32 protein-coding genes are annotated in these 26,116 nt (G+C 70.6%); 25 read left to right on the plus strand and 7 right to left on the minus strand.

Features of this window, described 5'->3' with window-relative positions:
* Window positions 1–6: 6 nt before the first annotated feature.
* The 10 genes from ACGTNG_RS11000 (at window position 7) to rloA3 (ending at window position 7,260) form a co-directional block, all read left to right on the plus strand.
* Entirely contained in the window at window positions 7–354 is a 348-nt protein-coding gene (locus ACGTNG_RS11000; protein WP_394577047.1) for a Na+/H+ antiporter subunit C, read from the plus strand.
* A complete protein-coding gene (locus ACGTNG_RS11005; protein WP_394577048.1) occupies window positions 351–1,868 on the plus strand; it encodes a Na+/H+ antiporter subunit D in 1,518 nt (505 codons plus the stop codon). The genes ACGTNG_RS11000 and ACGTNG_RS11005 overlap by 4 nt, the downstream gene beginning before the upstream one ends.
* The gene (locus ACGTNG_RS11010; protein ID WP_108445048.1) at window positions 1,865–2,338 is read left to right on the plus strand and encodes a Na+/H+ antiporter subunit E; all 474 of its coding nucleotides are present in this window, start codon (window positions 1,865–1,867) and stop codon (window positions 2,336–2,338) included. The genes ACGTNG_RS11005 and ACGTNG_RS11010 overlap by 4 nt, the downstream gene beginning before the upstream one ends.
* Window positions 2,339–2,391: 53 nt before the next feature.
* Complete coding sequence (locus ACGTNG_RS11015) at window positions 2,392–2,661, plus strand: cation:proton antiporter (RefSeq protein WP_394577049.1); 270 nt, start codon at window positions 2,392–2,394, stop codon at window positions 2,659–2,661.
* Window positions 2,654–3,058: a monovalent cation/H(+) antiporter subunit G gene (gene mnhG, locus ACGTNG_RS11020; RefSeq protein ID WP_394577050.1), complete on the plus strand. Its 405-nt coding sequence runs from the start codon at window positions 2,654–2,656 to the stop codon at window positions 3,056–3,058. The genes ACGTNG_RS11015 and mnhG overlap by 8 nt, the downstream gene beginning before the upstream one ends.
* 206 nt (window positions 3,059–3,264) lie before the next feature.
* Complete coding sequence (locus tag ACGTNG_RS11025; RefSeq protein WP_394577051.1) at window positions 3,265–3,417, plus strand: DUF2256 domain-containing protein; 153 nt, start codon at window positions 3,265–3,267, stop codon at window positions 3,415–3,417.
* Window positions 3,414–4,814, plus strand: coding sequence for a DASH family cryptochrome (locus ACGTNG_RS11030; protein WP_394577052.1), 1,401 nt, complete (start codon window positions 3,414–3,416; stop codon window positions 4,812–4,814). The genes ACGTNG_RS11025 and ACGTNG_RS11030 overlap by 4 nt, the downstream gene beginning before the upstream one ends.
* A gap of 79 nt (window positions 4,815–4,893) precedes the next feature.
* Window positions 4,894–5,349 carry a DUF3429 domain-containing protein gene (locus ACGTNG_RS11035; protein ID WP_394577053.1) on the plus strand — a complete coding sequence of 152 codons (456 nt, stop codon included), beginning with the start codon at window positions 4,894–4,896 and terminating at the stop codon, window positions 5,347–5,349.
* Window positions 5,350–5,419: 70 nt separating this feature from the next.
* Window positions 5,420–6,688, plus strand: coding sequence for a lytic murein transglycosylase (locus tag ACGTNG_RS11040; RefSeq protein ID WP_394577054.1), 1,269 nt, complete (start codon window positions 5,420–5,422; stop codon window positions 6,686–6,688).
* Window positions 6,689–6,708: 20 nt separating this feature from the next.
* Window positions 6,709–7,260, plus strand: coding sequence for a retropepsin-like aspartic peptidase RloA3 (rloA3, locus tag ACGTNG_RS11045; protein WP_394577055.1), 552 nt, complete (start codon window positions 6,709–6,711; stop codon window positions 7,258–7,260).
* Window positions 7,261–7,333: 73 nt separating this feature from the next.
* On the opposite strand, the gene ACGTNG_RS11050 is transcribed toward rloA3, so the two are convergent.
* Complete coding sequence (locus ACGTNG_RS11050; protein WP_394577056.1) at window positions 7,334–8,047, minus strand: 16S rRNA (uracil(1498)-N(3))-methyltransferase; 714 nt, start codon at window positions 8,045–8,047, stop codon at window positions 7,334–7,336.
* 111 nt (window positions 8,048–8,158) lie between these two features.
* On the opposite strand from ACGTNG_RS11050, the gene phaR reads away from it, so the two are divergent.
* The 6 genes from phaR (at window position 8,159) to coq7 (ending at window position 12,425) form a co-directional block, all read left to right on the plus strand.
* On the plus strand, window positions 8,159–8,623 hold the full coding sequence (gene phaR, locus ACGTNG_RS11055; protein WP_394577057.1) for a polyhydroxyalkanoate synthesis repressor PhaR: 465 nt from the start codon (window positions 8,159–8,161) through the stop codon (window positions 8,621–8,623).
* A 70-nt stretch (window positions 8,624–8,693) separates the two neighbouring features.
* A complete protein-coding gene (gene purD / locus ACGTNG_RS11060) occupies window positions 8,694–9,986 on the plus strand; it encodes a phosphoribosylamine--glycine ligase (RefSeq protein ID WP_394577058.1) in 1,293 nt (430 codons plus the stop codon).
* 37 nt (window positions 9,987–10,023) lie between these two features.
* A complete protein-coding gene (locus ACGTNG_RS11065) occupies window positions 10,024–10,458 on the plus strand; it encodes an acyl-CoA thioesterase (RefSeq protein ID WP_394577059.1) in 435 nt (144 codons plus the stop codon).
* Window positions 10,458–11,330, plus strand: coding sequence for a phosphoribulokinase (locus tag ACGTNG_RS11070; protein WP_394577060.1), 873 nt, complete (start codon window positions 10,458–10,460; stop codon window positions 11,328–11,330). The genes ACGTNG_RS11065 and ACGTNG_RS11070 overlap by 1 nt, the downstream gene beginning before the upstream one ends.
* A 32-nt stretch (window positions 11,331–11,362) precedes the next feature.
* Window positions 11,363–11,707, plus strand: a complete 345-nt coding sequence (locus ACGTNG_RS11075) for a histidine triad nucleotide-binding protein (protein ID WP_394577061.1) — start codon at window positions 11,363–11,365, stop codon at window positions 11,705–11,707.
* A gap of 73 nt (window positions 11,708–11,780) precedes the next feature.
* The gene (gene coq7, locus ACGTNG_RS11080; protein ID WP_394577062.1) at window positions 11,781–12,425 is read left to right on the plus strand and encodes a 2-polyprenyl-3-methyl-6-methoxy-1,4-benzoquinone monooxygenase; all 645 of its coding nucleotides are present in this window, start codon (window positions 11,781–11,783) and stop codon (window positions 12,423–12,425) included.
* A 129-nt stretch (window positions 12,426–12,554) separates the two neighbouring features.
* On the opposite strand, the gene ACGTNG_RS11085 is transcribed toward coq7, so the two are convergent.
* The 3 genes from ACGTNG_RS11085 to ACGTNG_RS11095 all read right to left on the minus strand — a co-directional run bounded on the left by ACGTNG_RS11085 (window position 12,555) and on the right by ACGTNG_RS11095 (window position 14,869).
* Complete coding sequence (locus ACGTNG_RS11085) at window positions 12,555–12,974, minus strand: OsmC family protein (protein WP_394577063.1); 420 nt, start codon at window positions 12,972–12,974, stop codon at window positions 12,555–12,557.
* A 192-nt stretch (window positions 12,975–13,166) separates the two neighbouring features.
* Window positions 13,167–13,847 carry an N-acetylmuramate alpha-1-phosphate uridylyltransferase MurU gene (murU, locus tag ACGTNG_RS11090; RefSeq protein ID WP_394577064.1) on the minus strand — a complete coding sequence of 227 codons (681 nt, stop codon included), beginning with the start codon at window positions 13,845–13,847 and terminating at the stop codon, window positions 13,167–13,169.
* Window positions 13,844–14,869 (minus strand): aminoglycoside phosphotransferase family protein, encoded by a 1,026-nt coding sequence (locus ACGTNG_RS11095; RefSeq protein WP_394577065.1) that lies wholly within the window; start codon window positions 14,867–14,869, stop codon window positions 13,844–13,846. The genes murU and ACGTNG_RS11095 overlap by 4 nt, the downstream gene beginning before the upstream one ends.
* Before the next feature lie 164 nt (window positions 14,870–15,033).
* On the opposite strand from ACGTNG_RS11095, the gene ACGTNG_RS11100 reads away from it, so the two are divergent.
* The 8 genes from ACGTNG_RS11100 (at window position 15,034) to ACGTNG_RS11135 (ending at window position 22,966) form a co-directional block, all read left to right on the plus strand.
* Entirely contained in the window at window positions 15,034–17,463 is a 2,430-nt protein-coding gene (locus tag ACGTNG_RS11100) for an LPS-assembly protein LptD (protein ID WP_394577066.1), read from the plus strand.
* A 32-nt stretch (window positions 17,464–17,495) separates the two neighbouring features.
* Window positions 17,496–18,140, plus strand: coding sequence for a SurA N-terminal domain-containing protein (locus tag ACGTNG_RS11105; RefSeq protein ID WP_394577067.1), 645 nt, complete (start codon window positions 17,496–17,498; stop codon window positions 18,138–18,140).
* On the plus strand, window positions 18,140–19,189 hold the full coding sequence (gene pdxA / locus ACGTNG_RS11110) for a 4-hydroxythreonine-4-phosphate dehydrogenase PdxA (RefSeq protein WP_394577068.1): 1,050 nt from the start codon (window positions 18,140–18,142) through the stop codon (window positions 19,187–19,189). The genes ACGTNG_RS11105 and pdxA overlap by 1 nt, the downstream gene beginning before the upstream one ends.
* 185 nt (window positions 19,190–19,374) lie before the next feature.
* The gene (gene rsmA, locus ACGTNG_RS11115) at window positions 19,375–20,193 is read left to right on the plus strand and encodes a 16S rRNA (adenine(1518)-N(6)/adenine(1519)-N(6))-dimethyltransferase RsmA (RefSeq protein ID WP_394577069.1); all 819 of its coding nucleotides are present in this window, start codon (window positions 19,375–19,377) and stop codon (window positions 20,191–20,193) included.
* Window positions 20,190–20,588 (plus strand): Co2+/Mg2+ efflux facilitator ApaG/CorD, encoded by a 399-nt coding sequence (apaG, locus tag ACGTNG_RS11120; RefSeq protein WP_394577070.1) that lies wholly within the window; start codon window positions 20,190–20,192, stop codon window positions 20,586–20,588. The genes rsmA and apaG overlap by 4 nt, the downstream gene beginning before the upstream one ends.
* A gap of 31 nt (window positions 20,589–20,619) precedes the next feature.
* A complete protein-coding gene (locus ACGTNG_RS11125) occupies window positions 20,620–21,441 on the plus strand; it encodes a symmetrical bis(5'-nucleosyl)-tetraphosphatase (protein WP_394577071.1) in 822 nt (273 codons plus the stop codon).
* 37 nt (window positions 21,442–21,478) lie between these two features.
* The gene (gene glpE / locus ACGTNG_RS11130; protein ID WP_394577072.1) at window positions 21,479–21,808 is read left to right on the plus strand and encodes a thiosulfate sulfurtransferase GlpE; all 330 of its coding nucleotides are present in this window, start codon (window positions 21,479–21,481) and stop codon (window positions 21,806–21,808) included.
* 3 nt (window positions 21,809–21,811) lie between these two features.
* Entirely contained in the window at window positions 21,812–22,966 is a 1,155-nt protein-coding gene (locus tag ACGTNG_RS11135) for a tRNA nucleotidyltransferase/poly(A) polymerase-related protein (protein ID WP_394577073.1), read from the plus strand.
* Window positions 22,967–22,981: 15 nt separating this feature from the next.
* Here the strand turns inward: ACGTNG_RS11135 and folK are convergent, their stop codons facing one another.
* Window positions 22,982–23,503: a 2-amino-4-hydroxy-6-hydroxymethyldihydropteridine diphosphokinase gene (gene folK / locus ACGTNG_RS11140; protein ID WP_394577074.1), complete on the minus strand. Its 522-nt coding sequence runs from the start codon at window positions 23,501–23,503 to the stop codon at window positions 22,982–22,984.
* Window positions 23,503–23,868, minus strand: coding sequence for a dihydroneopterin aldolase (gene folB, locus ACGTNG_RS11145; protein ID WP_394577075.1), 366 nt, complete (start codon window positions 23,866–23,868; stop codon window positions 23,503–23,505). The genes folK and folB overlap by 1 nt, the downstream gene beginning before the upstream one ends.
* A gap of 218 nt (window positions 23,869–24,086) precedes the next feature.
* Between folB and plsY the strand changes: the two genes are divergently transcribed.
* Entirely contained in the window at window positions 24,087–24,650 is a 564-nt protein-coding gene (gene plsY, locus ACGTNG_RS11150) for a glycerol-3-phosphate 1-O-acyltransferase PlsY (protein WP_394577263.1), read from the plus strand.
* A gap of 365 nt (window positions 24,651–25,015) precedes the next feature.
* On the opposite strand, the gene tsaD is transcribed toward plsY, so the two are convergent.
* On the minus strand, window positions 25,016–26,053 hold the full coding sequence (gene tsaD, locus ACGTNG_RS11155; protein WP_394577076.1) for a tRNA (adenosine(37)-N6)-threonylcarbamoyltransferase complex transferase subunit TsaD: 1,038 nt from the start codon (window positions 26,051–26,053) through the stop codon (window positions 25,016–25,018).
* Window positions 26,054–26,116 lie beyond the last annotated feature (63 nt).

A 26,116-nucleotide genomic window follows, 5' to 3' on the forward strand; every position in this document is an offset into this window, starting at 1 on the left:
GGCGCCATGGAACCCCTGATAGCCGTCGCGATCGGCATTCTCTTCGCCGCCGCCGTCTACATGATGCTGCGTCGCTCCATCGTCAAGCTGGTGATCGGGCTGATGCTGCTCTCCAACGCCGCCAACCTGCTAATCTTCGCCACGGCCGGCCTGAAGCGCGGCGCTCCGCCGCTGGTCCCCGAGGGGCTCTCCGCACCGGCGGGCGCGGTGGCCGATCCGCTGCCCCAGGCGCTGGTACTCACGGCCATCGTCATCGCCTTCGGGGTGCTGTCGTTCGCCGTGGTGCTGGTGCGGCGCGCTTGGGAGATCGTGGGCGCCGATGACCTGGACAAGATGAGGGATACCGACACGTGACGCCCCAGATCGCGCTGCCCATCCTCATCCCGCTGATGGCGGGGGCCGTGTCACTGCTGTTCTGGCGCTCCCGGAGCATGCAGCGCTTCATCGCCGTGGCCGGCACGGCGAGCCTGCTGCTGACCAGCCTGTGGCTGCTGGCCACGGTCCAGCGCGACGGCATCCAGGTGATGCACATGGGGGGCTGGACGGCGCCCTTCGGCATCAGCCTGGTGGCCGACCTGCTCGGCGCGATCATGGTGGTGCTCACCGGCATCATCGGCTTCGCCGTGGCGCTCTTCTCGCTGGCCACGGTCGGGCGCGGCCACGAGGCCTACGGCTACTTCCCGCTGATGCACCTGCTGCTGGCCGGGGTCGCCGGCGCCTTCCTAACCGGCGACATCTTCAACCTCTACGTCTGGTTCGAGGTGATGCTGGTGGCCTCCTTCGCGCTGCTGATACTGGGCAGCGAGAAGGCGCAGATGGAGGGGGCGATCAAGTACGTCACCCTCAACCTGGTCTCCTCGGTGACCTTCCTGGTCGCCGTGGGGCTGCTCTACGGCATGGTCGGCACGCTCAACATGGCCGACATCGCCCGTCGCCTGGCGACCCTCGAGGACGACGGCATGGTCGACGTCCTGGCGATGATGTTCATGGTGGCCTTCGGTATCAAGGCGGCGGCCTTCCCGCTGTTCTTCTGGCTACCGGCCTCCTACCACACCCCGCCGGTGGCCGTCTCGGCGCTGTTCGCCGGCCTGCTGACCAAGGTCGGGGTCTATGCGCTCTACCGGGTGTTCACGCTGATCTTCCACCACAGCCCCGGCTACACCCACGAGATCCTGCTGTGGGGGGCGGGCTTCACCATGCTGTCGGGGGTGCTCGGCGCGGCGGCGCAGTTCGAGTTCCGCCGCATCCTGTCGTTTCACATCGTCAGCCAGATCGGCTACATGATCCTGGGACTGGCGCTGTTCACCCCCCTGGCGATCATCGGCGGGGTCTTCTACATCATTCACCACATCATCGTGAAGACGAACCTGTTCCTGGTCAGCGGCATCGTCCATCGACTGCGCGGCACCTACCAGCTTAAGTCCCTGGGGGGCTTCTATCGCAGCCACCCCTGGCTTGCCGTGCTGTTTTTGATCCCGGCGCTGTCGCTGGCCGGCATGCCGCCGCTGTCGGGCTTCTTCGCCAAGTTCATCGTGATCCGCGCCGGCATCGAGGCAGAGGCCTACGGCGTGACCTTCATCGCGCTGCTGGTGGGGCTGCTCACCCTCTACTCGATGATCAAGATCTGGGCCGAGGTGTTCTGGAAGGCGGCGCCGGAGGAGGAGTCCGCCGATGCCGTGCCGGCGGTCGAGCCGCGAGCGATGTGGCTGATGTCGGCGTCGGTGGCGGGCCTGGCGCTCTGCACCCTGTTCATCGGCCTCAATGCCGGGCCGATCTACGCCCTGGCCGAGGCCTCGGCGGGCCAGCTGCTGGCACCCGAGCGCTACATCGAGGCCGTGCTCGGCACGGCGGGGGAGGACACGCCATGATCGGCGCCGCCTGGAACCTGATGCTCGGCTTCGCCTGGATCGTGCTGACCGGCGACTTCAGCGGCCGCAACCTGCTGGCCGGCCTGCTCTTCGGCTACCTGGTGCTGGCGCTGATCCAGCCCCAGGTGCCGGCACTGGCCGGGCATGCCCAGCGCCTGCCGCGGCTGATCCGCTTCATCGGCTTCTTCCTCAAGGAGCTGGTGATGGCCAACCTCAAGGTCTCCTACGACATCATCACCCCGACCTGGTACATGAAGCCGGGGGTGATCGCCATGCCGCTGCGGGCCACCACCGAGTTCGAGATCGCCCTGGTCGCCAACCTGATCTCGCTGACCCCGGGCACCCTGAGCCTCGACGTCTCCGATGACCGCCGGGTGCTCTACATTCATGCCATGTTCCTGGACGACGAGCCGGCGCTGCGGCGCAGCCTGGCGGAGCTCGAGCGACGGGCGCTGGCCCTGTTTCACTAGCGAATGCCCGTTTCTGTGGCGAATATTTCTGTGGCGAATAAAGGAGGTGCTCGGTGTCCCCCGTGATCCTTGTGAGCCTGGCGGTGATGGTCCTGGCGCTCTGCCTGGCCTTCGTGCGCCTGTTTCGTGGTCCCAGCCTGCCGGACCGGGTGGTGGCCCTGGAGCTCTTCTCGTCGATCCTCGTCGGCACCATCGGGGTGGTCGCCATCGCCACCGACGTGCCGAGCCTGCTGGACGTGGCCATCGTCATGGCGCTGATGGCCTTCATGGCCACCATCGGCTTCGCCCGCTTCCTGGAGCGCGGAGGGCCCCGCGATGATTGAACACCTCGAGGGCGGCCTGGTGCTGGCCGGCGCATGCTTCATGTTCCTGGCGGCGCTGGGCGTGTTGCGCCTGCCCGACCTGCTCACCCGCATGCACGCCACCACCAAGGCCGCGACCCTGGGCACCGCCCTGATCATGCTGGCGGTGGCGCTGCACTTCGCCGAGGTGGCGGTGGTGGCGCGCGCCTTCGGGGTGATCCTCTTCATCATGATGACCGCCCCGGTGGCGGCTCACGTGATCGGCCGGGCGGGCTACATCGTCGGCGCCCGGCTGTGGGCAGGCACCGTCAAGGACGAGCTGAAACCCCACTTCGACCCCCTGACCCGCGACTTGAAGAGCGGCGCGCCGGCCGAGGAGCAGGAGCGCCGCCGCCCAGACGAGCCCGACGCCTCCTGAGGCACGCCCCCGTGCCCGATTCGCCATGGGGCCGCCTTCGGGCGGCTCCTTTTCGTCGGGCCTCGGAGTCATGGCCGCCGGGACGAGGCCTGAGCGTCAGTGAGGGATGCGGGGCGCTCGCACGCCTCGACGGTGGTGGCGGAGCGTATTTATTTGTACAAATGCTGTACTATTAAATAACTCTGTCCACCTATGAGGCTGCCCCCATGCACCGCAAGCCGCATCTCCCGCACAAGGTCTGCGCCCACTGCGCACGCGCCTTCGCCTGGCGACGCAAGTGGGCACGCTGCTGGGAGGAGGTACGCCACTGCAGCGAACGCTGCCGCCGCGAGGCCCGGCGCCAGGAGCGATCGTCATGAGTCGGACACTGATATGGCTGCGCGGGGACCTGCGCCTGGCCGATAACCCGCTGTTCACCTTCGCCACGCCTCCGGAGGCACTGCTCTGCGTCGTCGCGCTGGATGAGGCCTGGCTCGAGCCGCCGCCCGGGCTCGAGACCCCGCGCATCGGGCCGGCTCGGCTGCGCTTCCTGTGGGAGAGCCTGATCGCGCTGCGCGGCGAGCTGCTCAGGCGCGGCAGCGACCTGCTGGTGCGCATCGGGGATCCCGTCGAGGCGGTGGCGGCGCTGGTCGACGCATACGCCATCGACGAGGTGCGGGTGCGTGCCGACCCCGGCTGGGACGAGCAGCAGGCCCACGCGCTGCTCTCCTCGCGGCTGGACGAGAGGGTGACGCTGCGCCGCTTCGACACCGGAACGCTGCTCGACGAGGCCTCGCTGCCCACGCCGCTCGCCGACCTGCCGGGGAGCTTCTCGGCGTTTCGCCGCCGGGTCGAGCGGGCCTGGACGATCCCCGAGGCCGTCCCGGCACCGGTGACCCTACCCGGCTGGCCGGAGGGCGCGCCGCGTGGTTTTCCGCCGCTCGGTCAGGTGTGCGCCCGGGCGGCCGCCTGGGCCCCGGACGAGCGCGGCGAGTTCGCCTTCGCCGGCGGCGAGGCGGCGGGCCGGGCGCGCCTCGATCACTACCTCTGGCAGAGCGGGGCCATCGCCCGCTACAAGCAGACCCGCAACGGCCTGGTCGGCGCCGACTTCTCCACCCGGCTCTCCCCGTGGCTCGCCCACGGCTGCCTGTCGGCGCGCCAGGTGCACGATGCGGTAGGCGCCTGGGAGGCCCGGCACGGCGCCAACGAGTCGAGCTACTGGGTCGTCTTCGAACTCCTGTGGCGCGAGTACTTCCACTGGGCGGCGCGCCAGGAGGGCGCGGCGCTCTTCGGTGCTCGCCGCCTCCCCGCGCCGGACGACGGCTTTCGCGCCTGGTGCGAGGGCCGCACCGGGGTGCCCTTCGTGGATGCGGCGATGCGCGAGCTGGCCGCTACCGGCTGGCTCTCCAACCGTGCGCGTCAGAACGTGGCGAGCTTCCTGGTCAACGAGCTCGAGGGCGACTGGCACCTGGGGGCGGCCTGGTTCGAGGCCTGCCTGGTCGATTACGATGTGGCCAGCAACTGGGGCAACTGGCGCTACGTGGCGGGCGTGGGGCGCGACACCCGCGACCGCTGGTTCAACGTCCTCAAGCAGGCGCGGGACTACGACCCCGCGGGTCGCTACGTCGCCCACTGGCAGCCCGAGCTCGCCGAGCTGCCGCCCGGTCAGGCCCGGCACCAGCCCTGGCGGGTAGCGCCCACGCGCTTTGCCTCGCCGGTGGTGGAGGCGCCGGGCTGGCGCGACTGGCTGCTGCCCCGTGGCGCGGCGGAGGACTAGCGGCAGCATCCCGCGCCTCTCATCGACGCCGTTCTCGCTCTCCCCATCCCCTCGCGTTTCACCCGCACAAGGAGTCGACATGATGCTCAACGCCGCGCCCCGCCTGCCCTGGATGCTGGGCCTGGCGGGCCTGATCCCCTTCGTGGCGACCGCCGCGGCCACCTGGCTGGCGCCGATCGCCTGGCAGGTCGTCGCGATCCGCGCCTTTCTCGGCTACGCCGCGGTGATCCTCTCCTTCCTGGGCGGCGTGCAGTGGGGCGTGGCCATGTCCCGGGAGCGCCCCGGCGAGGCGCCCTTCCGGGCACGCATGCTGCTCGCCATGGTGCCGAGCCTGCTGGCCTGGCCGGCGCTGTTGCTGCATCCGCTCACCGGCGCCTGGGTGCTGGGCGCGGGCTTTCTGCTGGTGCGCTTCCACGAAGGCTCCCGTGACGGCCGGATCCAGCTGCCCGACTGGTACCAATCCCTGCGCACGCTCCTGACCCTGGTGGTGCTGGCCTGCCATGGCCTCGTGATCTGGCGGCTCACCGGCGCCTGATCGGGCTTTCCTGTCGCGCGGATCTGGGCGATGATCGGCCGGTTGATGGACCTCTCCCGCAGGAGCAACGATGAAACGGATGCTGACCCCCCCTCTGCTGATGGCCCTGCTGGCCGGCTGTCAGGCGGCCCCGCCCAACGAGGCCCGAGCGCAGACGCCCGAGCCGGCGACCACGGTGGCCGTCGCCGAGACCGAGCAGCCGGGGGCGGCGACGGCCGCCGCGGCGAACTTCCAGGACTGGCTGTCGCGCTTTCGCCGCGAGGCGCGTGCCGAGGGCATCTCCGAGGCGACTCTGGCCCGAGCCCTGGAGGGCCTGCGCTATCGCCCGCGGGTGATCGAACTCGACCGCTCCCAGCCCGAGTTCGTGCGGCCGATCTGGCAGTATCTGGACAGCGCCGTCTCGTCGACCCGGGTCTCCACCGGGCGCGCGCGGTTGGACGAGCATCGCGCCACGGCCCGGGAGATGGAGCGTCGCTACGGGGTGCCGGCCGAGGTGATCGTCGCCATCTGGGGCATCGAGAGCAACTACGGCGGCAACTTCGGCGACTTCTCGACCCTGGAGGCGCTCGCGACCCTGGCCTATGACGGCCGCCGCCGCGACTTCGCGCGGAGCGAACTGCTGGCGGCGCTGCGCATCCTCGAGGCGGGGGATATCTCGCCCGAGCGCATGATCGGCTCCTGGGCCGGCGCCATGGGACACACCCAGTTCATCCCCTCGAGCTTCGTGGCCTACGCCGTGGATGGCGACGGTGACGGGCGCCGCGATGTCTGGGGCAGCATCCCCGATGTCATGGCCTCCACCGCCCACTACCTCGACCGCGCCGGCTGGCAGGCGGGCGAGTCCTGGGGCGTCGAGGTGCGCCTCCCCGAGGGCTTCGACTACGCGCGCACCGAGCTGGACCATCGCCTCTCGAGCGCGGAGTGGGCCGAGCAGGGCGTTCGCACCCTCGACGGTGCGCCGCTGCCCGACGTCGGTGCCGCCTCGGTGATCGTGCCCGCCGGCGCCGAGGGCCCGGCCTTCCTGGTCGGCCGCAACTTCCGGGCGATCCTGCGCTACAACAACGCCACCAGCTACGCCCTGGCGGTGAGCGCGCTCTCCGACGAGATCGCCGGCCGCGAGGGCGTGGTGCAGGCCTGGCCCCGGGAGCAGCAGCCGCTGAGCCGCGGCCAGGTGCGCGAGATGCAGCGCCTGCTCAACGCGCGCGGCTTCGCGGTGGGAACGCCGGACGGCATCATGGGTCCCAATACCCGTCGCGGCCTGCGCGCCTTCCAGGACGCCATCGGCACCACGCCGGATGGCTTCGCCACCCTCACCCTGCTCGAGCGCCTGCGGCGCTGAGCCTCGTTTAGGAGGTGATCATGATTCCGACCCGTTACTGTGCACCGTTGCTGGCCGCCCTGCTCGCGAGCGCGGCGCCGGCCGTCGCCGACGACGATGCCGGCCGCGTCTTCGGCTGGGTGGAGAAGGCGACCCTGGAACCCTCGGGCGTCGAGGTGAAGGCCAAGCTCGACAGCGGGGCGCTGACCTCGTCGCTGGACGCCCGGGACATCGAGACCTTCGAGAAGGAGGGTGACGACTGGGTGCGCTTTCGCCTGAAGCTCGAGGACGAGGCCAGCGGCGAGACCTTCACCGAACTCATGGAGCTGCCGCTCTATCGCGACCTGCGGGTGCGCGGCGCCGGCGGGGTCGACGAGCGGCCGGTGGTGCTGATGAACGTCTGCCTGGGCGATACCGTCTACGAGGAGCAGTTCAGCCTGCGCGACCGCGAGGAGATGAACTACCCGCTGCTGCTCGGGCGCCGCTCCATCGGCCACCTCGGCCTGCTCGACGTGCGCGAGACCTTCCTCACCGAGCCCGACTGCGACGACGACTCCCCCTTCGTCGCCCACGATCCCGACGAGGCGGAGTAGCGCCGCCGTCGTCGCCCCTTCGCGGCCGCCCCCGGCCGCGAGGGGGCCGGGAATCAAACGCAACGGCGCTGGCTCAGAAGAGCCGGGCGAGCAGGGCGGTGACCGCGGTCTCCACCCGCAGGATGCGCGGTCCCAGGTGAATGCCCTGGCAGCCGGCCTCCAGCAGTCGCTCCACCTCCCACGGAATGAACCCGCCCTCCGGCCCCACCAGCAGCAGCGCCGGCTCATCGAGCCCGCGGGGGCAGTCGTCGGGCATGCCCGGGTGCGCCACCAGCCCGCGCCGCCCCTCGAGCAGCCCCGGCAGCCGGTCCTCGACGAAGGGGCGAAAGCCCTTGGCCAGGGTCACCTCGGGCAGTCGCGTGTCGCGCGCCTGTTCCAGGCCCAGCACCAGGTGGCGGTGGATCTTCTCGTCGTCGAGCTCCGGCGACTGCCAGTAGCTCTTCTCGACCCGACGGGTGTTGAGCAGGGTGATCTGCTTCACGCCGAGCGCCGTGACGTGCTCGAGGCTGCGCGCCAGCATCCGCGGGCGGGGCAGGGCGAGCACCAGGTGCACCGGTAGCGCCGGCGGCGCCGGCTGGTCCAGCGCGGAGACGTCGAAGGTCGCCTCGTGATCGTCCAGGGTCAGCAGCTCGCCGCGTCCCAGCGCTCCCCCCGCGATGCCCAGCGTAAGGGTGTCCCCGGGACGCGCGCGATGGACCTCGCGCAGGTGCGCCAGTCGGCGCGGGTCGCGGACCCGGGCCAGGCGGTGGTTCTCGATGTCCTCGGGGGAGAGCAGGATCAGGTTCATGGCGCCTCGCCGCATTAGAGACTGAATGGGGGCTATGTCTTGCATGGATGGTGTCGCGGTGCACAATAGCGCTACGGGGGCAGCCGCCCTCACCGAACAAGGAGCAGCGCCGTGCGCGTGATTCGCAAGTATGCCAACCGCAGGCTCTATGATACCGAACAGAGCCGCTACGTGACCCTCGAGGATCTGCGCGGCCTGATCATCGACGAGGTGCCCTTCCGGGTCGAGGATGCCAAGAGCGGCGAGGACCTGACCCGCACCATCCTGCTGTCGATCATCATCGAGCAGGAGCAGGCCGACGGCGACGCCCAGGTGTTCTCCAACGACCTGCTGGCGCAGTTCATCCGGGTCTACGACATGGCCCAGCCGCTGCCCCTGGCGCGCTATCTGGAACAGGGCACCAAGCTGATGCTCGAGCAGCAGCACCGCATGCAGGATCAGTGGCAGCAGGCCATGCGCCACTCGCCCATGGAGCTGATGCGCGAGATGGCCGAGGAGAACATGAAGTTCTGGCAGAAGACCATCAGCCAGGCCGGCACCTCGAGCGACGACGACTCGGGAAAGGGCAAGCCGTAAGCGGCGCCGCGCCTCAGTTTCTGACATAATGCCGCGATGTTTCTCGCACGGTTCTGAGGTAGTACAGCGGATGAAGGTCCTGATCATCGGCGGCGGTGGCCGCGAACACGCCCTGGCCTGGAAGGTCGCCCAGTCACCCCGAGTGGAGACGGTTTTCGTGGCCCCCGGCAATGCCGGAACGGCCCGGGAGCCGGGGCTCACGAACGTCGATATCGGCGTCGACGACCTCGCGGGCCTGGTGGCCTTCGCCCGGGACGAGGGCGTCGCGCTGACCATCGTCGGCCCCGAGGCGCCGCTCGTCGCGGGGGTGGTCGACCGCTTCCGCGAGGCGGGCCTGGCGATCTTCGGCCCCACGGCCGGCGCGGCCCAGCTCGAGGGCTCCAAGGCGTTCACCAAGGACTTCCTGGCCCGTCATGCCATCCCCTCCGCCGACTACCAGACCTTCACTGCGGTGGAGCCGGCCCTCGAGTATCTCGCCGAGAAGGGCGCGCCCATCGTCATCAAGGCCGACGGCCTGGCGGCGGGCAAGGGCGTGATCGTGGCGATGACCGCCGCGGAGGCCGAGGCGGCGGTGCGCGACATGCTCGAGGCCAACGCCTTCGGTGATGCCGGCGCCCGGGTGGTGATCGAGGAGTTCCTGCAGGGCGAGGAGGCGAGCTTCATCGTCATGGTCGACGGCGAGACCATCCTGCCGATGGCCACCAGCCAGGACCACAAGCGCGCCTTCGACGGCGATGCCGGCCCCAATACCGGCGGCATGGGCGCTTACTCCCCCGCGCCGGTGGTCACCGACAGCGTCTTCGAGCGCATCATGGCGCGGGTGATCCGTCCCACGGTGCAGGGCATGGCCGAGGAGGGCCACCCCTACACCGGCTTCCTCTACGCCGGCCTGATGATCGACGCCGAGGGCAACCCCCGCGTGATCGAGTACAACTGCCGCTTCGGCGACCCCGAGACCCAGCCGATCATGCTGCGGCTGCGCTCCGACCTGGCCGAGCTGTGCCTGGCCGGGGCGCGTGGCGAGCTGGCCGGCTTCACCTGCGACTGGGACCCGCGTCCCGCGGTGGGGGTGGTGCTGGCCGCCGGAGGCTACCCGGGCAGCTACCGCAAGGGCGATGCCATCGACGGGCTCGATGCCGCCGAGGCCACCGGCTGCCGGGTCTTCCACGCCGGCACGGCCGAGCAGGACGGCCAGGTGGTGACCGCCGGCGGCCGGGTGCTCTGCGTCACGGCGCTGGGCGACGACGTGGGCGCGGCGCGCGACCTGGCCTACCGAGGCGTCGCCGAGATCCACTGGCCCGAGGTGCTCTGCCGCCGCGATATTGCCCACCGGGCCATCGCCCGGGAGCGCGGCGACGCTTGACGACGAAGGACTCCGAACAACAATGACAGGAGCGAGGATGGAGCGTGTCCGACTGAGTTTTCCCGTCGACGAGGTGATGCACCGTCACCCGCTGACGGTGCGCATCACCGACATGAATTACGGTCGCCACCTGGGCCACGATGCGCTGATCTCGCTGCTGCACGAGGCGCGAGTCGCTGCGCTGGCCTCCCGGGGGCTCCACGAGTGGGACCTCGGCGGCTTTCCCTGCGTGGCGGCCGATCTCGCCGTGCAGTACCAGGCCGAGACACGCTGGCCCGATGCGCTGGTGGTGGAGACCGCCATCCCGGCGCCGGCGCGCAAGGCGATCGGGGTCTACCACCGCATCCTGCGCGAGGCCGACGACGCCACGGTAGCCACCGCCCGGATCAACCTGATGCTGATCGATCCCGCCACCGGCCGACCGGTGGCGATCCCCGAGGCGCTGCGTGACACCCTGGCGGGGGCGCGCTGATGTCACGGGAGTATCCGATCATCGCCCTCACCGGCTCCTCCGGGGCCGGCACCACCACGGTGAAGCGCACCTTCGAGCGGATGTTCGCCCGGGAGGCCGTGCATGCCGCCTTCGTCGACGGCGATGCCTTCCACCGCTATACCCGCCAGGAGCTGGCGCAGATCCTCCTCGACGAGCCAGACCGCAAGGACGAGCTCTCCCACTTCGCGGTGGAGGCCAACCTGCTCGACCGGCTCGAGGCGCTGTTCCGGGAGTATGGCCAGCACGGCAACGGTTCCTACCGCCACTATATCCACGCCGAAGACAAGCAGATGATCGAGGCCGGCTACCAGGTCGGCACCTTCACCGAATGGCAGTCGCTGCCCTGCGGCACCGACCTGCTGTTCTACGAGGGGCTGCACGGGGGGCTCGTGACCGCCGAGCTCGACATCGCCCGCCACGTCGACCTGCTGGTGGGGGTCGCGCCGACCATGAACCTGGAGTGGATCCAGAAGATCGATCGCGACATGCGCCACCGCGGCTACTCCCAGGAGGCGGTGATCGACACCATCCTGGGGCGCATGGACGACTACGTGCGCTACATCCAGCCGCAGTTCTCGCGCACCCACATCAACTTCCAGCGGGTGCCCACCGTGGATACCTCGAACCCCTTCGAGGTCCAGGACATCCCCACCGATGCCGAGTCCTTCGTGGTGATCCGCTTCCGCGATCCGGCCACGGTGGACTTCCCCTACCTGCTGGCGATGATTCAGGATGCCTTCATGAGCCGCCCGCACACCCTGGTGGTGCCGGGCTCGCGGCTGTCGCTGGCCATGGAGCTGATCCTCGGCCCACTGGTGCGCCACCTGCTGGCCCAGCGACGCTTTCGCTGACTTAGGCCCCCCTCACCCAAGGAGAACCGCCCATGGATTGCCTGTTCTGCAAGATCATCGATCGCGAGATTCCCGCCGACATCGTCTATGAAGACGATCACGTGCTCGCCTTCAACGACATCAATCCCCAGGCGCCGACCCACATGCTGATCGTGCCCAAGCGCCACATCGCGACCCTCAACGACATCGAGGAGGAGGGCGATCTGGCGCTGGTGGGACGCCTGCAGTTCACCGCCGCCAGGCTCGCGGCCGAGCAGGGCTTCGCCGAGGACGGCTATCGGGTGGTGATGAACTGCAACGATCATGGCGGCCAGACCGTCTATCATATTCACATGCACCTGATGGGCGGTCGTCGCTTTACTTGGCCGGCTGGCTAGCCGGCGCCCTGCGGCCAAGGCCGCGCGTGATTCGGCGTACGACGCATCAGGTGCATTCTCGAGAGATTTCGTCATGACCCGCTCCCTAACCCGTGCCGACAACCTGATCCACCAGTTCGATACCGTGCTGAGGACCCTGGTGCCCCACGCGGCGAGCCCCTCGCGGGCCTCCCCGGCGACGCCGGAGGTGCACGACGAGCCGATGAGTGCGGAGGAGCGCCACCACGCCGCGGGACTGATGCGCATCAACCATACCGGCGAGGTGTGCGCCCAGGCGCTCTATCAGGGCCAGGGGATGACCGCCAAGCTGCCCGAGGTGCGCGGCCAGATGGAGCAGGCCGCCCAGGAGGAGATCGACCACCTGGCCTGGTGCGATGAGCGGCTCCAGGAGCTCAACGATCGCCCGAGTCTGCTCAATCCGCTGTTCTATGCGGCCTCCTTCGGGCTCGGCGCCGCGGCGGGCGCCATCGGCGACCAGGTGAGCCTCGGCTTCGTGGCCGCCACCGAGGAGCAGGTCGGCCATCACCTGGAGGAGCACCTGGTCAAGCTGCCGGCGAGCGATCATCGCTCCCGCGCCGTGCTGCGCCAGATGGCCATCGACGAGGCCCACCACGCCCAGCTGGCGCTGGAAGCGGGGGGTAGCCGCTTCCCCGCCCCGGTCAAGCTCGGCATGAAGCTGATGTCCAAGGTGATGACCACCAGCGTCTATCGCGTCTAGGCGCTGGGCTGACGTGGCCGAGTCGGCTCGCTCCGACCCGTTCAGAGGCATCAAGAAACCCCGCCAGGAACGCCTGGCGGGGTTTCTCGTTGATGCCACCGGCGCGGGCTTGGCCGCGCCGGTCGCCGCTCACTCCTCGACGATGGTGAAGGAGTGGGTGATCTCCACGCCGCCCTTGACCAGCATGATGGAGGCGCTGCAGTACTTATCGGCGGAGAGCTCCACGGCACGCGCTACCTGCTTCTCCTTGAGGCCGCGGCCGCTGACGGTGAAGTGCACGTGGATCTTGGTGAAGACGCTCGGCACCTCGTCGCTACGCTCGGCCTCGAGGCTCGCCACGCAGTCGGTCACGTCGGCCCGGGCCTTCTCGAGGATGTTGAGGACGTCGAAGGAGGTGCAGCCGCCCATGCCCATCAGCAGCATCTCCATGGGGCGCGGGCCGGTGTTGCGGCCGCCGTGGTCGGGCGGCCCGTCGATGACCACGCTGTGGCCGCTGCCGCTCTCAGCAACGAATTGGCGTCCATCGGTCCATTTCACGCTGGCTTTCATCGGGTCGGCATCCTTCGGTTGAGTTCGGTGACTGCAGGCTCGGCAGCATAGCAGCTGACGGGCGGCGGCTCAGCCTCGTTCGCGGGTTCCGGCGACAGGCCTCGAGGGGGCGCTGTAAACCCGTCCCTGGGCGCTACCGACGCCTTCCTTGGCGTAGGACCCCCTCTTGGGCCTATCCCCGGCGCCTTACGCTTAGACTCTGGAGTGATGCTCCGCTCGAAGATGTTGGTCCAGTGCCCTCAGCCGCTCTGGGGTGCCGACATCGACCCAGGCTCCGCGGTGGTGGGTGCCGCCGACGCGGTCCTCGGCCATGGCGCGCCGAAGCAGCGGTGCCAGGCCGAAGGCGCCGGGGGCCTCGCAAGCCACCAGCGCCGGGTCGAGCAGGCTCACACCGGCGAAGGTGAGGCGCGGCGCCCCCTCGGCGTGCACCCGGCCGCGCGGGTCCAGGTGGAAGTCGCCCGCCGGGTGGTGGTCGGGGTTGTCCACCAGCACCAGGTGGGCGAGGTCGTCGCCCAGGGCGGGCAGCGACGACGGGCAGAGATCACACCAGACGTCGCCGTTGATCAGCAGGAAGGGGGCGTCGCCGAGCTGCGGAAGCGCCTGGCGGATGCCGCCGCCGGTCTCCAATGGGGTCGCCTCGCGGCTCCAGGCGATGTTGACTCCATGGGCCGCGCCGTCGCCCAGGGCGTCGATGATCTGCTGTGCCCGGTAGCTGACGTTGATCACCACATCCTTGATGCCCGCGGCGCGCAGGCGCTCGAGGTGGTGAACGATCAGCGGGCGGCCGGCCACCTCCAGGAGCGGCTTGGGGCAGTGGTCGGTGAGCGGGCGCATGCGGGTGCCGAGCCCCGCGGCCAGGATCATCGCCTTCATCCGCGGGCCTCCAGGCGCGCCGCGAGCGCCGGGCGAAAGCTGTCGGCGAGCCAGGTGCGAAAGCCCTCGTGGCCGGGCAGGCCGGCGAGGCTCTGCTCCAGATGATCGAGGAAGTGCGGCAGGCGCTCTAGATAGCCCTGGCGAGCGTCGCGCAGGGTCAGCCGGCAGAAGATGCCGAGCACCTTGAGCGAGCGCTGGGCGGCCATGGCCTGGACCCGCGCGAGGAAGGTCGCGGCGTCGACGTCCTCGGCCAATCGGCCGTCGGCGATGGCGCGGACGCGGAAGGCCTCGGTCCAGGCGGCGAAGCGCGCCGGCGTGAAGCGGCAGTAGCGCCCGCGCAGCAGCGAGATCAGGTCGTAGCCGATCGGGCCGGCCACGGCGTCCTGGAAGTCGATCAGGTAGAGGGCCTCGTCCTTGACCATCAGGTTCATGGCGTCGAAGTCGCGGTGCACCGCGACCACCGGCTGGGCGAGGGCTGATTGGATCAGCGCCTCGCGAAGCGTCGCCCACTCCGGCGGCGGGGCGAGGCCCAGCCACTCGCCCAGGCACCAGTCCGGGAAGAGGTCGAGCTCGCGGCCGAGCAGGGCGGCATCGTAGGTGGGCAGGCCGTCGGCGGGGGCGCGGTTCTGCAGGTCGTGAATCAGGTCGAGGGCGCGCTCGTGCCAGGCCAGGGTCGCCGGGGCCTCGTCGCCCGCGAAGCGGTCCTGCAGGGGCGTGTCGCCGAGGTCGTCGAGCTCGATAAAGCCCGCGTCGAGATCCACGCCGTGCAGCGCCGGTACCGGCAGGCCGGCGGCTCCCCACTGCTCGGCGATGGTCACGAAGGGGGCGCTGTCCTCCTGCTCGGGCGGGGCATCCATCAGGATGCGGGTGGTGCCATCGGGCAGCGCCAGGCGGAAGTAGCGCCGGAAGCTGGCGTCGCCGGCGGCGAAGCGCAGGCTGACGGCCTCCGGGGGCAGGCCGTGGCGCCTGGCCGCCCAGGCCTGCAGCCGCTGCGCTCGCGTGGAATCGGTGGCCTCGGGCATCGTCGTCTGGCTCCTTGTGAGGGGGCGGGTACGGTTGACGGCCCCGTGGGGGCCCCGCATGCTGAGCTCCCGACATCGTCGGCGATGACAGGGCTCGCGCCGGCAGCACAGGCCGGGTGCGGCCTGTATAATACCGATTCACCTCCCCAAGGACATCGTGGAGCATGGGCAAGCGACACTCGTGGACATGGACGGCCCTGACAGGCCTGGCCGGCGCCGGCCTGGCGAGCGGGCCACTCTCGGCGGCGCCACCCGAGTCGCTGCCGGCGGCCCAGCTGGACTGGCAGCCCTGGGGCGAGACGCGCCCGGCGGACGCCCTGTGCCGCGGCCGCTACGTGATGCCGGACTACCGCCTGCCGCCGCCGCCCGGCGAGAAGGTGGCGAGCGAATCCGACCGGGCCGACTCGGGCGAGGATGGTGAGACGCGCCTCGACGGCGAGGTGCTGCTGCGTCGCGGCGACGCCCAGCTCGAGGCGCCTCGCGTGCGGGTGCCCGCCAGCCGCGAGACAGCCTACGCCGAGGGGCCGCTGACGCTGCGCGACCGCAACCTGCTGGTGCGCGGCGCCTCGGCCGAGTTCTCCCTGAACAGCGACGCCGCGAGCATCGACACGGCCCACTACGTGGCCCACGAGCAGCGCCTGCGCGGCGATGCCGTGCGCCTGGCCCGCCTCGACGGCGAGCGCTACCGCCTCACCGAGGCGAGCTTCACCACCTGCGAGCCCGGCAGCGACCTGTGGCGCCTGGTCGGCAACGACATCCTGCTCGACCGCGAGAGCGGCGTCGGCACCGCCAAGCATGCCCGGCTCGAGGTGGGCAAGGTGCCGGTCTTCTACTGGCCCTGGGTGCGCTTCCCCCTGGACGAGCGTCGCCAGACCGGCTTCCTGTGGCCGCTGCTGGGGCTCTCCGCCGACTCGCTCGACTACGCCCAGCCCTTCTACTGGAATATCGCCCCGGACCAGGACGCCACGATCACGCCGCGCTATATCAGCGATCGTGGCCTGCTGCTGGGCGGCGAGTACCGCTACCTGTTCGAGAACCACGGCGGCCAGATCGAGGGCGCCTACCTGGCCGACGACGACGGCGATCCGGACGACGAGCCGAGCTACGAGGGCGAGGAACGCTGGTACCTCGACTACCGGCACGCCGGACGCCTGGATGCCCGCACGCCCTATCGGCTGCGCTATGGGGCGGCCAGCGACGGCAGCTACTTCGACGACTTCGGGCGCGACTTTGGCGAGGGCGACACCGCCTACATGGAACGCCTGGCCCAGGTCGATCATCGCGGCGATACCTGGCGGCTGCAGGCCAAGGCCCAGGGCTACCAGAAGCTCGATGATCCGCTGCTCGAGCGCGACAAGCCCTTCTATCGCCTGCCGAGTCTCACGGCCGATGCCCGCTGGTCCCAGCGGAGCGGTTTCTACCAGCAGTGGCGCTCCAACGTCACCCACTTCTGGCGCGACGTGGACGAGTCGCGGGTCCCCATTCGCGAGGCCGCCAACGGCACGCGCCTGCACCTGGCGCCGGCCACCGGCTGGCGCTGGGACGAGAGCTGGGGATACTTGGAGCCGCGCGTTGAATGGCTCGCCACCGCCTACGAGCTGGATTACGGCGAGCGCGAGACCGACCGCGACGAGAGCCTTACCCGCAGCGTGCCGGTGGCCAGCGTCGACGGCGGCCTGGTGTTCGAGCGCGAACTCGCGCTGGGCGGGCGCGACTACCGCCAGACGCTGGAGCCGCGGGTCAACTACGCCTACGTGCCGGCGCGGGACCAGACCGAGTTTCCCGACTTCGACACCGCCGAGCGCGCCTTCTCCTGGAACCAGCTCTGGTCGCCCTACCGCTTCAGCGGCAGCGACCGGGTGGGGGACCTGAATCGCGTCTCGCTGGGGCTCGAGTCGCGGCTGCTGGCGGACGAGAGCGGCCGCGAGCGCGTCTCCATCGGGGTGGGCCAGGCCTACTACCTGGAGGATCGCACCATCGACATGGCGGGCGATCCTGACACCCTGCCGCCTGAGTCGAACTTCGAGGCCAACTATCGCGCCACCCGGGAGCGATCGCCGCTGGTCACCCGGGCCGACTGGCAGATCAGCGAAGCGTGGCGGACCCGCTGGCAGTGGCTCTACGACGATCACCTGGAGCGCACCGAGAGCACCTCGCTGGGCCTGCAGTACCTGGCGCCGGCCGGCCACGTGCTGAACCTCGGTTACCGCTGGCAGGTCCAGGGGTTCGATCCCTCCCAGGAGGACGAGGATCGGCTGACCTACAACCGCGAGGAGTACGACCTGTCGTTCGCCCTGAAGGCCAGCCGGCAGGTCGACCTGATCGGTCGACTGCTCTACGACAACACCAACGACCGGGCCCTGGAGCAGCTGGCGGGTGTCCAGTGGAACGACTGCTGCTATGGTCTGCAGCTGGTCTGGCGCGAGTGGATCGACGACAACGACACCGCCAACACCATCGAGGACGACCAGACCGATCGCGGGATCTTCCTGCGCTTCGTGTTCAAGGGGCTGGGAGGCGTCGGCGGCGAAGCCGACGGCTACTTCCAGCAGGCGATTCCGGGCTACCGGGGCGCGTCCCTGGGCCGCCTGTGAGACATTCGACACCGACGAGAGGAAAGAGAGACATGCGCAGCCGACGTATCGCCACCCTGGCGCTGGCCCTGTGCCTGACCGGCCTGCCCCTGACGGGGCTGGCCCAGGAGTCGGCCTACGCGGGCCGTCAGCCGCTGGATCGCATCGTGGCGGTGGTCAACGAGGGCGCCATCATGGCAAGCCAGCTCGACAACCGCGTCGCCCAGGTCCGCAGTCAGCTCGAGGGCCGCGGGCAGGCGATGCCCCCCGATGAAGTCCTGCGCGAACAGGTGCTGGAGCGCATGATCGTCGAGGAGATCCAGCTGCAGATGGCCCGTGAGGCCAACCTGAGCGTCGACGATACCGAGCTCAATCGTCAGGTGCGGGCCATCGCCGAGGGCAACGGCATGACCCTGGAGCAGTTCGCCGACGCGCTCGAGGCCGATGGCCTGTCGCTCGGTGTGGTGCGCGACCAGGTGCGCCGCGAACTGCTGATGCGCCAGCTGCAGCAGCGCCGCGTCGCCAGCCGGGTCGACCTCTCCGAGCGCGAGGTGGATCGCTTCGTGGAGCAGCAGGGCGTCAGCCGCGACCAGGCGCGCCAGGCGCTGTTCCAGCGCAAGGTCAACGCCGAGATGGAAGAGTGGATCCAGGAGATCCGCAGCCGCGCCTTCATCGACGATCGCCTCGAGGCGCGCTGATGTCGCCGGCGGATGCGCCCGTGCTGGCCCTGACCTGCGGCGAGCCGGCGGGCATCGGGCCCGAGCTCGCCGTGATGCTGGCCGCCGACGGGGTCCCCCCGGCCCGGGTGGTGGCGGTGGGCGATCCGGCCCTGCTCGCCGAGCGCGCCGCCATGATCGGTCGCGAGGTCGAGATCCTCGAGCTCGCTCGCGACGCGGCGCCGCCCGCGCCGCGCCGTGGCGTGCTGCCGGTCTGGCCCGTGGCGCTGCGCGCCCCGGCGCGACCCGGTGAGCTCAAGGTCGCCAATGCCGCCCACGTGCTCGAGACCCTCGACGTGGCGCTGGCCGCCTGCCGCGCCGGCCGGGCGGCCGGCATGGTCACCGCGCCGCTGCACAAGGGCGTGATCCTCGACGCCGGCCATGCCGGCTTCAGCGGCCACACCGAGTACCTGCGCGACGCCTGCGGGGTCGACGAGGTGGTGATGATGCTGGCCACCGACAGCGCCCTGCACGCCCGCGAGGCGAACCGAGAGGGCGGGGCGGCCCTGCGAGTGGCGCTGGCCACCACCCACCTGCCGCTGCGCGAGGTGGCCGATGCCATCACCGGGCCTCGCCTGACTCGCCTGCTGCACATCCTGCACGACGACCTGCGGCGCTGGTTCGGCGTGGACATGCCGCGCATCGCCGTCTGCGGCCTCAATCCCCATGCGGGGGAGGGCGGCCACCTGGGGCGCGAGGAGCTGGACATCATCATCCCGGCCCTCGAGGCCCTGCGCGCCGAGGGGCTGACCCTTGACGGCCCCCTGCCGGCCGATACCCTGTTCACCCCGCGCCACCTCGAGGGCGTCGACGCGGTGCTGGCCATGTATCATGACCAGGGACTCCCCGTGCTCAAGTACGCCGGCTTCGGTCGCGCCGCCAACATCACCCTGGGGCTGCCGCTGGTGCGCACCTCGGTGGATCATGGCACCGCGCTGGACCTCGCCGGCAGCGGCCGCGCCGACCCGGGCAGCCTGCGGGTCGCCGTGGCGCTGGCCGCCGAGATGGCGAGTCGCGACGGCCGTGGCTAGACGAGACGTCGAGCCGTTCGAGGGGCGTCGGGGATAGACCGAGGCGGAGGTCTGATGCCAGGGAAGGCATCGGTAGCGTACAGGGAAGTATCCACAGCGCCTCCGCGAACGGTCTATCCCCGGGTCAGCCCCGACACGGCGGCGATGCGACAGTAAGAATCTCCAGAGACATAAGGACACCCCGAATGGCATCCCGCCCCCCGGTTCATCAGGCCCGCAAGCGCTTCGGCCAGAACTTCCTGCGCGACCACGGCGTCATCTCGCGCATCGTGCGTGCCATCGGCCCTCGTCCCGGCGACCGGCTGGTTGAGATCGGCCCCGGCCAGGGCGCCCTGACCGAGCCGCTGCTCGAGGCCGCCGACGGCCACCTCGAGGTGATCGAGCTCGACCGCGACCTGATCCCCGGGCTGCGGGTGCAGTTCTTCGACAAGCCGGGCTTCATCATCCACGAGGGCGATGCCCTGAAGGTGGACTTCCGGGCGTTGAGGGGCGACGGCCCGGCGCTGCGCGTGGTGGGTAACCTGCCCTACAACATCTCCACGCCTCTGATCGTCCACCTCCTGTCGGCCGGCGAGGCCGTGGCCGACATGCACTTCATGCTGCAGAAGGAGGTGGTCGAGCGGCTGGCCGCCGCGCCGGGCGGCCCCGACTGGGGGCGGCTGTCGGTGATGGCGCAGTACCACTGCCGCGTCGACGCCCTGTTCACGGTGCCGCCGGAGGCCTTCGTGCCCCGGCCCAAGGTCGACTCGGCGATCGTGCGCCTCACTCCCCACGAGAGCCTGCCCCATCCGGCCCGGGACGAGGCACTGCTTTTCGACCTGGTGCGCCAGGCCTTCGGTCAGAGGCGCAAGACCCTGCGCAACAACCTCAAGGGGCGCATCGATGCCGCGGCCCTCGAGGCGCTGGGCATCGACCCGGGACGGCGCCCCCAGACGCTGGACGTCGAGGAGTTCGTGCGCATCGCCAACCACCTGGCCGCGGCCGGGGAAGGAGAGGCCTCATGACGCCGACGATGCCCGAGGGGCTCGAGAACGCCATCCGCGTCGACGTGGCGCCGGATTTCCGCCTGGACGAATCCGACCCCGACGAGCAGCGCTTCGTCTTCAGCTACACCGTCACCGTGCACAACGCCTCCGACCACAGCGTCCAGCTGCTCGCCCGCTACTGGAAGATCACCCAGGGCAGCGGCAAGGTGCAGGAGGTGCGCGGCAAGGGGGTGGTCGGCCAGCAGCCGCTGATCGGCCCCGGCCAGAGCTTCCGCTACACCAGCCGGGCGATCCTCGACGGCCCGGTGGGGGTGATGGAGGGCGCCTACACCTGCGTCGACGCCGCCAGCCAGCGCCCCTTCGAGGTGGCGATCTCCCCCTTCCGGCTGGCCGGGCCCAACCAGGTACACTAGATCCCGTGACACGCAGCGCAACGGAGCCGACATGACCACCTATGCCATCGGCGACCTGCAGGGTTGCCACGAGGAATTCGTCGCCCTGCTCGAGCGGCTCGACTTCGACCCGCGCCGCGACCGGCTGTGGCTGGCCGGCGACCTGGTCAACCGCGGCCCGGGTTCGCTCGCCTGCCTGCGCGAGGCGATGGCGCTGGGCGAGGCCGCAAGCGTAGTGCTCGGCAACCACGACCTGCACCTGCTGGCGGTGGCCCGGGGCGGTGCCCGGGAGAGCCGCAAGGACACCCTGGCGCCGATCCTCGCCGCGCCGGACCGCGAGCGCCTGCTCGACTGGCTGCAGACGCGCCCGCTGCTGGTGCGTCGAAGCTCTGCGACGCAGGGCGAGACCGTGATGACCCACGCCGGCCTGCTGCCCCAGTGGTCGGTGGCGAAGGCCGCGGGCCTCGCCGCCGAGGCCGAGGCGCGGCTCGCCGGCGAGGGAGCCGGTGCCTTCCTCGAGGCGATGTACGGCAACGAGCCCGCCTGCTGGCGCGACGACCTCGACGGCATCCCGCGGCTGAGAATGATCGTCAACGCCTTTACCCGTATGCGCTTCCTGGACGCCCAGGGCTGCCTCGACTTCGCCGCCAAGGAGGGGCTCGACCGCGCCCCGGCGGGCTTCGCCCCCTGGTTCCAGTACCCACGCCAGGATGACCCCTGGCTGCTGTTCGGCCACTGGGCGGCGCTCGAGGGCGAGACGCCCGAGAGTCGCGTGCGCGCCGAGGCGCTGGACACCGGCTGCGTCTGGGGTCGCCGACTGACCGCCCTGGCGCTCGAGAGCGGTCGGCGCATCAGCGTGCCGAGCCGCCAGTGAACCGACCGAGACGCTCCCCGACGACGAGATATCCTTCATGACCACCGCTCCCTTTCACCATCTCGACATCGCCGCCCTGGCCGACTGGCTCGAGGGCGATACGCCCGTCACCCTGGTCGATATCCGCGACCCTCAGAGCTATGCCCAGGGGCGCGTGCCCGGCAGCCAGCGCCTGGGCAATGACACGGTCGAGGCCTTCCTCGACCAGGCCCCGCGCCAGGCGCCCTTGGTAGTGATCTGCTATCACGGCCACTCCAGCCAGCAGGCCGCGGCCTGGCTGGCCGGCCAGGGCTTCGCCGAGGTCTACAGCCTCGATGGCGGCTTCACCGACTGGCAGCATCGCCACCCCGACCGCGTGGAGCGCTGAGCCATGACCGGGAGCGACGACCGCCATCTCGAGGGGCTCGAGGTCTATCGCGTCGGCGGGGCGGTGCGCGATGCTCGCCTGGGCTGGCCGGTCAAGGACACCGACTGGGTGGTGGTCGGCGCCACCGCCGAGGAGATGCAGCGCCGCGGCTTCAAGCCGGTGGGGCGCGATTTCCCGGTCTTCCTGCACCCGGTGAGCCACGAGGAGTTCGCCCTGGCGCGCACCGAGCGCAAGTCGGGCCACGGCTACACGGGGTTCGTGGTGCATGCGAGCCCCGAGGTCACCCTCGAGGAGGACCTGGCGCGGCGCGACCTGACCATCAATGCCATGGCCGAGACCCCCGAGGGCGAGCTGGTCGACCCCTACGGGGGGCTCGCCGACCTCGAGGCGCGGCAACTGCGCCACGTCTCGCCGGCCTTCGTCGAGGATCCGCTGCGGGTGCTGCGCACCGCGCGCTTCCTGGCCCGCTACGCGGGGCTCGGCTTCGTCATCGCCGAGGAGACTCGCGCGCTGATGCGCTCGCTGGTGGCGAGCGGGGAGCTGGCGCACCTGGTCGCCGAGCGGGTCTGGGCCGAGACCGAGAAGGCGCTCTCCGAGCCCTGGCCGGAGGTCTACTTCCAGGTGCTGGCGGCGTGCGGGGCGCTGTCCGTGCTGATGCCGGAGCTGGCCGAGGATGACGCGGACCTCGACGCGGCGCTGGGGCGCCTGCACTGTCTGCCCGAGGACATCGAGGCCGAGGCGCAGGTGCGCTGGCGCTGGGCGCGCCTGGTCGAGCATCTGGACGACGAGGAGCGCGGGACGCTCTCCGAGCGGCTGCGCCTGCCCCGGGCGCACCGCGAGCTGGCCAGCCAGGCGGCCAGGACCCGGACGCTGTGTCGGCGGGTCGCGACCCACGGGCTGTGCGGGGCGCAGGTGATGCGCTGGCTCGACGGCATCGATGCGTGGCGCCGCAGCGATCGGGTGGCGCCGCTGATCAGCCTGGTGAGCCTGGAGGCCCCGGCGCTGGCCGAGGACCTGGCCCTGTCATGGCGGCTGGCGGCGCAGATCCTGCCCAAGGCGCTGGTGGCGGAGGGCTATCAGGGGCGCGCGCTCGGCGAGGAGCTGGCGCGGCGGCGCTGGGAGGCCATCGAGGGGGCGCTCGCCGATCCCGAGGCATGATCCGGGCGGGCGGGGCTACGGCTCCGCACGGGAGAGCCACCGTCCCCGCCAGGTGAAGTCCACCGGCCAGAGGCGCTGCTCGCCGGCCGCGAAGCGCGCCCAGTGGTCGCGATAGGTCTCGCCGGTGAGGGGATGGCGCGCCTCGGGCAGCAGCTCGGCCAGCGGCTGGAGCACGAAGGCGTGATGCAGGATCTCGCCGCGGGGCAGCACGACGCCGTCGTGGTCGCCGCTGAGCGCGCCCACGGTGAGCAGGTCGATGTCCAGGGTCCGCGGGCTGAACTTGGGCACGTCCTTGCGCCGGCCGTGGGCGAATTCCAGGCGCTTGCACCAGGCCTGCAGCTCGCCCACCGAGCGCTCGCTCTCGAAGGCCACCACCAGGTTGTAGAAGTTGCGACCGTCCTCGAAGCCCACCGGCTCGCTCTCGAAGACCCGCGAGACGTCGAGCCGCCCGAAGCTCTCCGCCAGCGCGTCGAGGCAGGCCAGGACGTGATGCTCGCGTTCGATGTTGCTGCCGATGCTGACGGTGACCCGGGCCATCAGGTGTCTCCCGGCCGGGTGCCGCGCTCGATGGCGACGCCGACCGCGCGGGCCGCGGCCACGGCGCCTGGCTTGCGCACGGTCAGGCGCAGCCAGGCGATGGCGAACTCGGCGCGCAGGGTCTCGGCCAGGCGCTCGGCGAAGGTTTCCACCAGGGCGAACTTATGCGCCTCGGCGAACCCGGCGATGCGCTCGCTGATGGCGGCATAGTCGAGGGTCTGGGCGATGTCGTCGCCCGCCGCGGCGGGGCGGATGTCGGTGCCCAGCTCGAGATCGAGGCGCAGCGTCTGGGTGATGGTGCGCTCCCAGTCATAGACGCCGATCACGGTGTCTACCTCGAGCGCGTCGATCAGCACAAGATCCATCGGGGCTCCCCGGTCATTGGTGGTTGCGGCCTTGGTCGTTGCGGACCTGGTGGATGCGGGCAGGGTGGGCGAGGGCCGCCTGCAGGCCCCAGATTGTACGCCAGCGCACTCCCGGACGACACCGCGGGCGCCAGGCCTGTCGTCCCTGATCCCTGGCTGGCAGAATCGAGGCATCATTGCGGAGGAGCCCGCCCGTGGAGGCGCCACTCGACCTCATCCTGCCGCTGATGGCGATCGGCTATCTCAGCGGCACCTGGCTCGGCGCCCTCGCGGTGTGTCGGTGGGCCGGCGTGGGCGACCCGCGGCTCGCCGGCTCGGCCAATCCGGGCTTTTCCAACGTGCTGCGCCTGCACGGTCCGCGCCTCGCCCTGGCCACCCTGGTCGTCGACGTGGTCAAGGGCATGCCGGTGCTGTGGCTCGCCATGGGGCTCGGCCTGCCGCCCTGGGGGCTGGGGCTCGTCGGGCTCGGCGTGCTGCTGGGGCATGCCTATCCGGCCTGGCACCGCTTTCGCGGCGGCAAGGGGGTGGCCAGCGCCTTCGGTGTGATGCTGGTGCTCACGCCCTGGGTGGCGCTCTGCTGTGCCGCGCTCTGGACCCTGCTGGCCTGGCGGGTGCGCACCGCGGCCGTGGCGTCGCTGTCGAGCGCCGCCATGGCGCCGCTGGCCAGCATCTGGCTGGCGCCGGAGTTCGTGGGGGTGGTGATGGTGTTCACGCTGCTGGTGCTCGGGCGCCATGCGCTCAATATCCGCCGGCTCGGGCGGGGGGAGGAGTCTGGGCTCTAATCTTCCCGCGCTTTCACATGATGCTTTGGCTGCCCAAGCCGACCGGGTAACGAGACGCGCGATCCCGGGAACGAAACCCTGCCACGTCGCTTGCCGCTCGCACTTCGGGGCACAACATAATCCCTCACGGGTGCCCCTCCCTCGACATCCCTGTCGATTGACGTGCGCGGCGGCGCTCGTCGCCAGCGTTCCCGGGTAGATATCGCTTCGCTTCGTTACCCGCCCTTCAACGCGGTCCTGCGGCGGGCGCCTGAAGCTCATCCATCGGCCAGCGCGGCACCGCCTTCATGATGCCGGTCTCGTCATGCTCGCCGGCCAGCAGTCGCTGGGCGCTGTGACCATAAAGAGCGCGATCATCGCGGGTTTCATGCCTTGGCGGGCGCTTCCAGGCCGTCCATCGGCCAGCGCGGCACCGCCTTCATGATGCCGGTCTCATCATGTTCGCCGGCCAGCAGGCGCTGGGCGCCCACATAGGCGATCATCGCCCCGTTGTCGGTGCAGAAGCGGCCGCGCGGGTAGTAGGCCCGGGCGTCGCGCTTGGCGCACTCGCGCTCGAGCCGCTCACGCAGCCGCACGTTGGCGCTCACGCCGCCGGCGACCACCAGGCGCTTGAGGCCCGTCTGGTCGAGGGCGCGGCGGCACTTGATCACCAGGGTGTCGACCACCGCCTCCTCGAAGGCGCGGGCCACGTCGGCGCGTGCCTGGTCGTCGAGCGCCTCGGCGCGCTCCAGCTGGCGGATGGCGGTCAGGGTGTGGGTCTTGAGCCCCGAGAAGCTGAAGTCCAGCCCCGGGCGGTCGGTCATGGGGCGCGGGAAGCGCAGTCGCTTGGGGTCGCCCTGCTCGGCCAGGCGCGCCACCTGGGGGCCGCCGGGGTAGGCGAGCCCCAGCATCTTGGCCGCCTTGTCGAAGGCCTCGCCCGCCGCGTCGTCCACCGACTCGCCGAGCAGGCGATAGCGGCCCAGCCCCTGCACCTCGACCAGCTGGGTGTGGCCGCCGGAGACCAGCAGCGCCACGAAGGGGAAGCCGGGCGGCTCGTCCTCCAGCATGGGCGCCAGCAGGTGGCCCTCCATGTGGTGGACGCCGAGCACCGGGATGTCCAGTGCCCGGGCCATGCCGTGGGCGGTGCTGGCGCCGACCATCAGTGCGCCGACCAGGCCGGGGCCGGCGGTGTAGGCGATGGCGTCGAGCTCGCCGCGGGTCAGGCCGGCCTCGTCCAGCACCTGCTGGATCAGCGGCAACAGCCGGCGCGTGTGGTCGCGGGAGGCGAGCTCCGGCACCACGCCGCCGTACTCGGCGTGCATGGCGATCTGGCTGTAGAGGGCGTCGGCGACGAGGCCGCGCCCGGTGTCGAAGAGGGCGACGCCGGTCTCGTCGCAGGAGGTCTCGATGCCCAGTACGCGCATGATATCGGCTCGGTAATGCGTGGATGGCGGCATTCTACGCATTTTGCCCCCGGTCGGCAGCAG

This window comes from Halomonas sp. B23F22_3 (genome assembly GCF_043496965.1).
Classification (GTDB): domain Bacteria; phylum Pseudomonadota; class Gammaproteobacteria; order Pseudomonadales; family Halomonadaceae; genus Halomonas.